The 11,275-nt window shown below is 42.4% G+C and carries 7 protein-coding genes; all 7 read right to left on the reverse strand.

Annotated elements, in window-relative coordinates; all coding sequences use genetic code 11:
- Window positions 1–249: 249 nt before the first annotated feature.
- Window positions 250–1,140: a succinate--CoA ligase subunit alpha gene (sucD, locus tag ACN6OV_RS03035; protein WP_427949546.1), complete on the reverse strand. Its 891-nt coding sequence runs from the start codon at window positions 1,138–1,140 to the stop codon at window positions 250–252.
- 13 nt (window positions 1,141–1,153) lie between these two features.
- Complete coding sequence (gene sucC / locus ACN6OV_RS03040) at window positions 1,154–2,320, reverse strand: ADP-forming succinate--CoA ligase subunit beta (RefSeq protein WP_427949547.1); 1,167 nt, start codon at window positions 2,318–2,320, stop codon at window positions 1,154–1,156.
- 181 nt (window positions 2,321–2,501) lie between these two features.
- Window positions 2,502–3,935, reverse strand: a complete 1,434-nt coding sequence (gene lpdA, locus ACN6OV_RS03045; RefSeq protein ID WP_427949549.1) for a dihydrolipoyl dehydrogenase — start codon at window positions 3,933–3,935, stop codon at window positions 2,502–2,504.
- Between the two features lie 60 nt (window positions 3,936–3,995).
- On the reverse strand, window positions 3,996–5,213 hold the full coding sequence (gene odhB / locus ACN6OV_RS03050) for a 2-oxoglutarate dehydrogenase complex dihydrolipoyllysine-residue succinyltransferase (RefSeq protein ID WP_427949550.1): 1,218 nt from the start codon (window positions 5,211–5,213) through the stop codon (window positions 3,996–3,998).
- A 16-nt stretch (window positions 5,214–5,229) separates the two neighbouring features.
- Complete coding sequence (locus ACN6OV_RS03055; RefSeq protein ID WP_427949554.1) at window positions 5,230–8,052, reverse strand: 2-oxoglutarate dehydrogenase E1 component; 2,823 nt, start codon at window positions 8,050–8,052, stop codon at window positions 5,230–5,232.
- Window positions 8,053–8,846: 794 nt separating this feature from the next.
- Entirely contained in the window at window positions 8,847–9,554 is a 708-nt protein-coding gene (locus ACN6OV_RS03060; protein WP_086178842.1) for a succinate dehydrogenase iron-sulfur subunit, read from the reverse strand.
- A gap of 14 nt (window positions 9,555–9,568) precedes the next feature.
- Window positions 9,569–11,275 (reverse strand): FAD-binding protein (locus ACN6OV_RS03065; protein ID WP_427949552.1); only part of this gene is annotated, 1,707 nt, incomplete at its 5' end.

An 11,275-nucleotide genomic window follows, 5' to 3' on the forward strand; every position in this document is an offset into this window, starting at 1 on the left:
TGTGATTTGTAAAAATCAATAAAATTTCTATTTTTTAATCGATTATTATGAAATAAAAAAAGCCCCTCTAAATTGAGGTAATGCTGATCAGTTAAGGAAATTCGGGTTATTTATTACCCTAAATTTCCTTATATTTGGATTTAAAGTGAGCTAAATTTACGTCTTACTGACCTTATTTTTAACTTTTAAATCCTTAACTGACTGGCATTACTCTAAATTGAGGAGCTTTTTAACAACAACTTATAATTTTTATACCATGCCTTTCGACTTCAACACATCAAACATTGTTGAACCCAGTTCTGCAGGACTACGGGTATACGCCACCCCTGCTTTTTCAAAAGCAGCAAACTTTTCTTCAGCAGTGCCCTTACCACCAGAAATAATTGCACCAGCATGTCCCATACGCTTACCTTTCGGTGCTGTTACGCCTGCAATATAACCGACAACAGGCTTGGTCACATGCGATTGAATATATTCAGCTGCTTCTTCTTCGGCTGTCCCTCCAATTTCACCAATCATAATGATAGCTTCAGTTTGTGGATCTTCTTGGAATAACTTCAAACAATCAATTTGGTTCATGCCCGGAATTGGGTCACCACCGATACCAATACACGTTGATTGACCTAAGCCCAGTTTTGTAGTTTGAGCTACGGCTTCATAAGTCAATGTACCTGAACGCGAGATAATGCCGATTTTACCCGGTTGGTGAATATGACCCGGCATAATACCGATCTTACATTCACCTGGCGTGATAATACCCGGACAGTTTGGACCAATCAGACGCGCATTATTCCCATAAGTTTCTAGATAGCGTTTTGCTTTCAGCATATCCAGTGTCGGTACACCTTCAGTAATCACAACGATCAACTCTATCCCTGAATCAATCGATTCAATAATCGAGTCTAAAACAAACGGTGCAGGTACATAGATTGACGTTGCTGTAGCACCTGTTTCACGTACAGCTTCTTTCATAGTATTAAATACAGGCAAGTTCAAATGTGTTTGACCACCCTTACCCGGTGTTACCCCACCTACAACTTTGGTGCCATAAGCAATGGATTGTTCTGAATGGAAAGTTCCATTTTTACCGGTAAAACCTTGTACCAATACTTTGGTGTCTTTATTTACTAATACGCTCATGATGTCTACTCCCTTAGCCTTTTACCGCAGCAACAATTTTTTCCGCCGCATCAGCAAGGCCGCTAGCAGAAATTAATGTCAAACCTGATTCATCAAGTAATTTTGCACCTAGTTCTGCATTGTTCCCTTCTAAACGAACAACAACAGGCACCGTTACATTTACCTCTTGAACCGCTGCAATAATTGCTTCAGCAATCATGTCACAACGTACAATACCACCAAAGATATTAATCAATACCCCTTGTACAGAACTGTCTGCCAAAATAATTTTAAAGGCTTCAATGACACGTTCTTTGGTTGCACCGCCCCCCACATCAAGGAAGTTGGCTGGCTGACCACCGTAAAGTTTAATGATGTCCATGGTTGCCATGGCAAGACCTGCACCATTCACCATACAGCCAATGTTACCTTCAAGTGCCACGTAGTTCAGGTCGAATTCTGAAGCTTTGAGCTCACGTTCATTTTCTTGAGATTTATCACGTATCGCTGCAATCTCAGGTAGACGATACAAGGCATTTGAATCGATCCCGACTTTGGCATCGACACAGAGAATGTCACCATTTTCACGGACAGACAGTGGGTTAATTTCAAACAACGCAAAATCATTTTCAATAAAAGCTTGATACGCTGCCGACATAACTTTGACAAATTGATTGACTTGCCCATCTTTCAAATTTAAGGCAAAAGCCACTTCACGCGCTTGGAATGGCAACAACCCGACTAAAGGATCGACTTCAACTTTAATAATTTTTTCTGGGGTTTCTTCAGCAACCTTTTCAATTTCAACACCTCCTTCTGTCGATGCCATAAAAGTCACTCGACGGCTGGAACGGTCAACCACTGCACCTAAGTACAATTCACGCTCTACAGGATAAACATCTTCAGAAACCAAGATGCTATTTACCGGCTGGCCATTGGCATCTGTTTGGTAGGTAACAAGACGAGTGCCAATAATATTATTTGCATAATCAGCAGCTTCTTGAGCAGATTTCACCACTTTCACACCGCCAGCTTTACCGCGACCACCAGCATGAACTTGGGCTTTTAAAACTGCAAATTTACCACCAAGCTGTTCAAATGCAGCAACAGTCTCCTCTGCATTCGTCGCAAGAATACCTTCTTGCACTGGCATACCATATTTTTTTAATAACGCTTTAGCTTGATATTCATGTAGATTCATTGAACAACCTTTTACTCTTTTTTCGCTTTGTTATAACCCATTAAAGCCCAGACGTCCGTCAAAGCAGCTTTAACCTTTTTAAAAATTTAAAATATTTCTTATCTTTATTTTTAGATGATTGTTCATATAAAAACAACCACCAAATACAAAAAGAGCGACCTAGGCCGCTCTTTTCTTCATCTTATTTACGTTTACGCTGAATTGCGTGAATCGCTCGACCATCCACTGCAAGTGCAGCTTCATGTACCACTTCAGAGAATGTTGGGTGACCAAATGTCATTAACTGAAGATCTTCAACAGAAGATACAAATTCAAGTGCAATCATACCTTGGTGAACGATATCAGACGCAGCAGGTCCAATCACGTGCATACCCAGTAAACGATCCGTTTTCGCATCAGCAACAAACTTCACGAAACCAGCACCTTCACCCGCAGCCAAAGCACGGCCGTTTACAGCAAAACCAAATTGACCTGTTTTAACTTCGTGGCCTTTTTCTTTCGCTTGTTCTTCTGTTAAACCAACCCACGCCGCTTCTGGGTGTGTGTAGATTACAGAAATAATGGTGTCGTAGTTCACTTGAGCAGCATGACCGTGAATACGCTCAACAGCCATTACGCCTTCTTCCATTGCTTTATGTGCAAGCATTGGACCGCGTACAAGGTCACCAATTGCATATACGCCTTCAACCGAAGTCGCACACCAATCATTCACTTCAACCAAACCGCGTTCAGTCAGTTTAATACCGCAATCATCAGCCAATAGACCTTCTGCATATGCACGGCGGCCCACACAAACGATTAATTTATCGAATGCTTGAGTTTTTTCTTCACCACCTTGCGTATATTTAACTGTAACTTCAGAACCGTTGATTTCAGTACCAGCAACTTTAGCGCCAACACGGATATCAAGACCTTGTTTAGTTAATAGTTTTTGGTAGTCTTTTGCCAATGCCTTGTCAGCCATTGGTAAGAATGCATCCATTGCTTCAAATACAACAACTTCTGCACCTAGACGGCGCCAAACTGAACCTAGCTCTAGACCGATTACACCTGCACCAATCACACCTAAACGCTTAGGCACTTCTTGGAATTCTAATGCGCCAGTAGAATCAACAATGATATCTTGATCTACAGGAGCAACAGGGATATTTACAGGTACAGAACCAGTCGCAAGAATCACGTATTTAGGTTCTAAAACTTGAGTTTCGCCTTCGTGAGATACGAACTCAACTTTTTTACCCGCAAGTAATTTACCCGTACCTTTTAACCACTCAACACCGTTGCCTTTTAATAACTGGTCAATACCACCAGTCAATTGATCAACGATTTTGTCTTTACGTGCAAGTAATTTTGCAAGGTCAAACTTCACTTCACCTGTGGTAATACCGTGGGCATCTAAGTGATGAACGGTATCTTCATAACGGTGTGAAGAATCAAGCAATGCTTTTGATGGGATACACCCCACGTTTAAGCACGTACCGCCTAAAGATGGCTTGCCTTTATGGATACGTTTTTCAATACACGCAACTTTAAAACCCAATTGTGCAGCGCGAATTGCAGCTTCGTAACCACCTGGGCCACCGCCAATTACTACTAAATCAAATTGTTGAGACATTATTCTCTCCAAAAATGGGCCTAGAGGATCACTCTAAGCCCATGGATTTATTCTTTAGAATTAAAGATCAAGGATCAGTTTAGCTGGCTCTTCTAACAATTCTTTGATTGTTACGAGGAAACCTACTGCTTCTTTACCATCGATTAGACGGTGGTCATAAGAAAGCGCTAAGTACATCATTGGCAGAATTTCTACTTGACCATTCACAGCCATTGGACGTTCTTGGATTTTGTGCATACCCAAGATCGCAGTTTGTGGCGTATTCAAAATTGGAGTAGAAAGTAATGAACCGAAAGTACCACCATTAGTAATAGTGAATGTACCACCAGTCATATCTTCGATACCCAATTTACCGTCACGCGCTTTACCAGCATATGCACGGATACCGTTTTCTACTTCAGCGTAGTTCATACGGTCAGTATCACGAAGAACTGGAACCACTAGACCACGGTCAGAAGATACAGCAACACCGATGTCGTAGAAACCGTGGTAAACAATGTCGTTACCGTCGATTGAAGCATTTACAGCTGGATAGCGTTTAAGTGCTTCAGTTGCTGCTTTAACAAAGAATGACATAAAGCCAAGACGCGCACCGTGACGTTTTTCGAAAGCATCTTTGTATTGAGCACGCATGTCCATGATTGGTTTCATGTTCACTTCGTTGAACGTTGTCAACATTGCTGTTTCTTGAGTTGCAGCAAGTAGACGTTCAGCAACACGCTTACGAAGACGAGTCATTGGAACACGTTTTTCAACACGCTCACCAACAGCAACACTTAATGGTACAGCAGCAGGAGCAGCTGGTTTAGCTTGGTGGTTCGCAACATCTTCTTTCGTGATGCGACCGCCACGGCCTGTACCCGCCACGTCAGCAGCAGCAATACCAGACTCAGTCAATGCTTTACGCACTGCAGGAGCTTGATCAGCAACAGGTTGAGCACGTTCAACAACAGGAGCAGCGCCCGCTTGAGTTTGCGCAGCAGCTTGTTCTACTTTCTCTTCTGATTGAACAGCTTGAGTTTGAGCAGCGCCAGAAGCAGCACCTTCTTCAAAAGTCGCAATCACCTCAGCAGAAAGAACTGTATCGCCTTCGTTTTTAACGATTGCAGTAATCGTACCGTCAGCAGGAGCTACAACTTCTAAAACAACTTTATCTGTTTCAATATCACAAATCACTTCGTCACGTGATACTGCTTCACCTGGTTGTTTGTGCCAAGTTGCAACTGTACCGTCAGCAACTGACTCTGGGAATACCGGTGCTTTAATTTCGGTTGCCATTATTAAGAATCTCCTGTTATTCAGCTACGATAGCTAAAGCATCATTTACGAGCTGAGCTTGTTGTTTTGCGTGCAAATATGGTGAACCACAAGCCGGTGCAGCAGAAGCTTCACGACCTGCATAACTAATACGAACTTGTTTACCTGCTTTCATCACGTCGTCATATAAACGTGGCGCGATGAACAACCAAGCACCTTGGTTCTTCGGTTCTTCTTGACACCAAACAAGTTCTTTAACGTTTGGATATTGAGCAAGAACTTCAGCAAGACGTGCTTCTGGGTACGGATACAATTGTTCAATACGAACGATTGCTGTGTTGTTCAACTCTTTTTCACGGCGTTTTTCAAGTAAATCGTAGTAAACCTTACCACCACAAAGTACTAGACGAGTTACGTCTGACTTGTTGATGTTGTCGATTTCATCGATCACAGTTTGGAATGTGCCGTTTGCAAGTTCATCTAGGTTAGATGTTGCAAGTTTATGACGAAGTAATGACTTAGGTGACATTACGATCATCGGTTTACGGATTGGGCGAATCGCTTGACGACGTAACGCATGGTAAATTTGCGCTGGTGTAGTCGGTGTAAGCACTTGCATATTTTCTTCAGCACATAGCTGCAAGTAACGTTCTAGACGTGCAGATGAGTGCTCAGGACCTTGACCTTCAAAGCCATGTGGAAGAAGCATTGTTAAACCACACACACGTTCCCACTTGGTTTCACCAGATGCGATGAACTGGTCAATTACAACTTGCGCACAGTTAGAGAAGTCACCGAACTGCGCTTCCCAAATGATTAAACTGTTTGGAAGTGTTGTTGCATAACCATATTCAAACGCCAATACTGCCATTTCCGATAACAATGAGTCATAGATTGCAGTACGTGGTTGATTTTCTTTGATATTACAAAGTGGAATGTAAGTAGAACCATCTACTTGGTTATGAAGTTTCGCATGACGGTGTGAGAATGTACCACGACCAACGTCTTCACCTGTTAAACGTACAAGATAACCTTGATCAAGCAATGTTGCATAAGCAAGTGTTTCTGCAGCACCCCAGTTCAATGGCATTTCACCAGTTTGCATTTTTAAGCGATCATCAATCACTTTAGATACTTGGCGTTGCATTACGAAGCCTTCTGGAAGCTCGCGCATTTTTGTACCAAGTTCTTTCAAACGCTCAACTGGGAATGTTGTATCCCAATTGTCTGTGTATTCGTGACCCAAGTACGGCGCCCAATCCACAAACATTTTTTTGTTTGGTTCTAATACCAATGCATTCGCAACGTGCTTGCCAGCTTCAAGATCAGAACGATATTGTTCAACCATTGCATCAGCAGCAGCACGATCAAGTACGCCTTCTTGTACAAGTTTGTCAGCATAAAGCGTACGAGTCGTCGCTTTCTTATTGATCACTTGATACATCATTGGCTGAGTTGCAGCTGGTTCATCCGCTTCGTTGTGACCACGACGACGGTAGCAGAACATATCAATGACAACGTCTTTACGGAATGTATGACGGAAATCATGTGCCAATTGAGAAACAAACAATACTGCTTCTGGATCATCACCGTTCACGTGGAAGATCGGTGCTTGGATCATTTTCGCAATGTCAGTACAGTATTCTGTAGAACGCGCATCACGTGGATCAGACGTTGTGAAGCCCACTTGGTTATTCACCACGATGTGAACCGTACCACCGACTGTGTAACCACGAGTTTGTGACATTTGGAAAGTTTCTTGGTTTACACCTTGACCTGCAAATGCAGCATCGCCGTGTACGATGATTGGCAATACATCATCACCGCCGATGTCTTTACGACGGACTTGACGAGCACGTACAGAACCTTCGACTACAGGTCCAACGATTTCCAAGTGTGATGGGTTAAACGCCAATGCCAAGTGAACTTCACCACCCGGAGTCATTACGTTTGAAGAGAAACCTTGGTGATATTTAACGTCACCAGAACCTTTTTTGTGTAAGCTCTTACCTTCGAACTCACCAAATAAGTCTGCTGGGTTTTTACCCATGATGTTAACAAGAAGGTTTAAACGGCCACGGTGAGGCATACCGATCACAACTTCTTTACAACCAACAGAACCTGCGCGTTGAATAAGCTCATTCACCATAGGAATGAATGATTCACCACCTTCCACACCGAAACGTTTCGCACCAACGAATTTGTTACCAAGGTATTTTTCAAGACCTTCAGCAGCAGTCAAACGTTCTAGAACGTGTTTTTTCTGTTCAGCGGTATAACCGAATTGACCACGTGTTCCTTCAAGGCGTTGTTGAATCCAACGTTTTTCTTTGGTATCAACAATATGCATGTATTCAACACCAATAGAAGCAGTATATGTTGCTTCCATTGCTTGAACCATTTCGCCTAAAGTTGCTTCAGACTTACCAATTGCAAGGTTACCTGTATTGAATACAGTGTCTAAATCAGACTGAGTTAAACCATGCGAAGCAAGGTCAAGATCAGGCACGATTTCACGCTTTGCAAGACCAAGTGGATCTAGTTTTGCATTTTGATGACCACGGTTACGGTATGCAGCGATAAGTTGTAATACACCGATTTGACGGCGCTCATGCTCAGAACTGACTGCACTTTGCACGACAGGTTGAACACGGCTTGAATTACGGCCTAATAATAAGAATTGCTCGCGTACATTGCTGTGTGGCTGATCACCTTTCGGGAATTTATCGAAGTATGCACGCCAGTCAGCTTCTACTGAGTCTGGAGCCGTTAAATACTGCTCATAAAGTTCTTCAATATACGCTGCACTGTCAGCGCTAAGTTCAGTGTCAAGACGCAGTGCGTCAGCAACTTCTTGCATTTGTGGACCCATTTCCTATTGCAAAACATTTCAGGATGCTTTTTAAGCGAACCCATGATTAGTAATGTCAAATTGGTAATATGACATTAGTCCCCATTAGGCTTAAGCCTTGAGGCGTTATCACTACATTAGGATTACCCAATGTGATTAATGAACAATAACGCCCTCAGCGGCATCATTACTCATTGACAAATACCCGACAAAATCGGGCAATTTTTTGCAAATCGTCTTAGAAAAATTAAATTCAGAACAATTAACTTTTCTAAATCGACTCATGCACATTTATATACTGAGTTTAAATCGCTATTTGTTTAAAATATGTACCAATTTCAAACTCATTTTTCATCTATAGCGATGCTGTAAATGCTAACACGTTCGAGTATTTTCAATTGATTTTTTTGACACATACCTCCCATAAATTAGCAAAATACATCGTATGTATTTTCATCTATGATATGGTGCTACAGACAAAAATACCTCTCAAACGAGACCAAAGTCTACGTCAAATAAGCCTAGGCAATCGCACATAAAAATAAAAGAGAGCAGACATTTCTATCCCCTCCCTTCATATTACGTTACATGATAACATTTTCTAATCATTTTGACAGACTTGAACGAGCGTTTCGTCAATAAATAACCATATAACCATCGTTTTATACATTAAACATATACTCTCTACATGAAATGCAATTTAACTACCAAATAAACCGCCAGATTTAACTCAAGCACCCCCTCTTTTTTTCAAGAACAAAAAAAGCGCACCGATTGGCGCGCTTTTTTCACTGCTGAATCTATTAACCTAGATCTAAAAGCATATTACGGATGTGACCGATTGCTTTAGTTGGGTTAAGACCCTTAGGACATACAGATACACAGTTCATAATACCTTTACAACGGAACAGCGAGAATGGGTCGTCAAGACGAGCCAAACGCTCTTGAGTTGCGGTATCACGAGAGTCAATGATGAAACGATATGCGTTCAACAATGCTGAAGGACCCAAGAACTTGTCTGGGTTCCACCAGAATGATGGGCATGAAGTTGAACAACATGCACAAAGAATACATTCATACAAACCATCAAGGTGTTCACGCTCTTCAGGAGACTGTAAACGCTCTTTCGGAGGTGCAGGCTGGTTGTTGATCAAGAACGGGTGGATCTTGTCGTATTGATCGTAGAACTGATTCATATCAACAACCAAGTCTTTCACAACAGGAAGACCAGGAAGCGGACGAATAGTAATCGTTTCAGGTAAGTCGTTTAGGTTCCAAAGACACGCTAAACCGTTTTTACCATTGATGTTTACACCATCAGAACCACAAATACCTTCACGGCATGAACGACGGAATGTCAAAGATTCGTCTTGCACTTTCAATGCTAGAAGCGCGTCAAGCAACATACGGTGCTTGTCAGTCAACTCTAGTTTAAAAGTTTGCATGTACGGTGCTGCATCCTTATCAGGATCGTAGCGGTAGATATTAAATGTACGAGTACCTCTACTCATCTTACTTCTCCCAATTAGAATGTACGTGGTTTAGGTGGAATAGCATCTACAGATAAAGGCTTGTAACGTACTGGTTTGTACTCAAGACGGTTATCTACAGAGAACCATAAAGTGTGTTTCATCCACTCATCATCACGACGACCATATGGGTAGTCAGCATGATCAGGTGGTAATTCAAAATCTACCACTGTATGCGCACCGCGGCACTCTTTACGAGCAGCAGCAGAAATCAAGGTTGCTTTTGCAACTTCATACAAGTTTTCAACTTCTAGAGCTTCAACACGCGCAGTGTTAAATACTTTAGATTTGTCTTTCAAATGAATGTTACGTACACGTGGTTCGATCGCAAGAATTTGCTTCACACCTTCTTCAAGAAGTGCAGTTGTACGGAATACGCCTGCATGGTCTTGAACGATGTCACGAATTGCATCTGCAACTTCTTGAGCATTTTCACCTGAAGTTGATTCATCAAGATGACGAATACGTTTTACAGTATCCTCAAGTACAGTTGTAGGTAGTGGAGCGTATTCATCACCGTGGTGTTTAGTCACGTAGTCAACAATATGCTCACCCGCAGCTTTACCAAACACAACCAAGTCAAGCAATGAGTTTGTACCTAGACGGTTTGCACCGTGTACAGATACACATGAACATTCACCAATTGCATAGAAACCTTTTACAGGTTTAGTGAAGTTACGCTCACCACCATTGTGTGAATAAACATCAGTATCTTTGTTGTAGTTCGCAACCAAAGCTTCAGTTTCGCGCTCTACAGGAACAACCACTTGACCGTGAATGTTTGTAGGAATACCACCCATTTGATAATGGATTGTTGGTACCACAGGAATCGGCTCTTTCGTGATGTCGACGTTCGCGAACTTCTTACCAATCTCAAATACAGATGGAAGACGTTTCATGATTGTGTCAGCACCCAAGTGCGTCATATCAAGCAAGATGTAGTCTTTCTTCGGACCACAGCCACGACCTTCTTTAATTTCTTGGTCCATAGAACGTGATACGAAGTCACGCGGTGCCAAGTCTTTAAGTGTCGGAGCATAGCGTTCCATGAACGGCTCGCCAGAATCGTTACGAAGGATTGCACCCTCACCACGACAACCTTCTGTCAACAATACGCCTGCGCCCGCTACACCTGTAGGGTGGAATTGCCAGAATTCCATATCTTGTAATGGAATACCTGCACGCGCTGCCATACCAAGACCGTCACCAGTGTTGATATATGCGTTAGTTGATGCACGGTAAACACGACCAGCACCACCAGTAGCGAACAATGTTGCTTTACCTTGGAATACTGCGATTTTACCAGTTTCTTGGTCAATTGCTGTCACACCAAGTACATCACCTTCTTCGTTACGGATTAGATCAAGTGCGATCCATTCTACGAAAAATTGAGTACCCATTTTCACGTTGCTTTGATAAAGCGTATGAAGAAGCGCGTGACCTGTACGGTCGGCAGCAGCACATGCACGTGGAACTGGTTTTTCACCATAGTTTGCAGCGTGACCACCGAACGGACGTTGGTAAATTGTACCATCAGCGTTACGGTCAAACGGCATACCTAAGTGTTCAAGTTCATAAACCACTTGAGGTGCTTCACGCGTCATAAACTCAATCGCGTCTTGGTCACCTAACCAGTCAGAACCTTTAACAGTGTCGTAGAAGTGGTAGTGCCAGTTATCTTCTTGCATGTTACCAAGAGATGC

Source organism: Acinetobacter sp., from assembly GCF_050285345.1.
GTDB lineage: Bacteria > Pseudomonadota > Gammaproteobacteria > Pseudomonadales > Moraxellaceae > Acinetobacter.

Coding starts and splice junctions, on each gene's coding strand:
- sucD (WP_427949546.1), bottom strand. CDS start 1,140: ATGAGCGTATTAGTAAATAAAGACACCAAAGTATTGGTACAAGGTTTT.
- sucC (WP_427949547.1), bottom strand. CDS start 2,320: ATGAATCTACATGAATATCAAGCTAAAGCGTTATTAAAAAAATATGGT.
- lpdA (WP_427949549.1), bottom strand. CDS start 3,935: ATGTCTCAACAATTTGATTTAGTAGTAATTGGCGGTGGCCCAGGTGGT.
- odhB (WP_427949550.1), bottom strand. CDS start 5,213: ATGGCAACCGAAATTAAAGCACCGGTATTCCCAGAGTCAGTTGCTGAC.
- ACN6OV_RS03055 (WP_427949554.1), bottom strand. CDS start 8,052: ATGCAAGAAGTTGCTGACGCACTGCGTCTTGACACTGAACTTAGCGCT.
- ACN6OV_RS03060 (WP_086178842.1), bottom strand. CDS start 9,554: ATGAGTAGAGGTACTCGTACATTTAATATCTACCGCTACGATCCTGAT.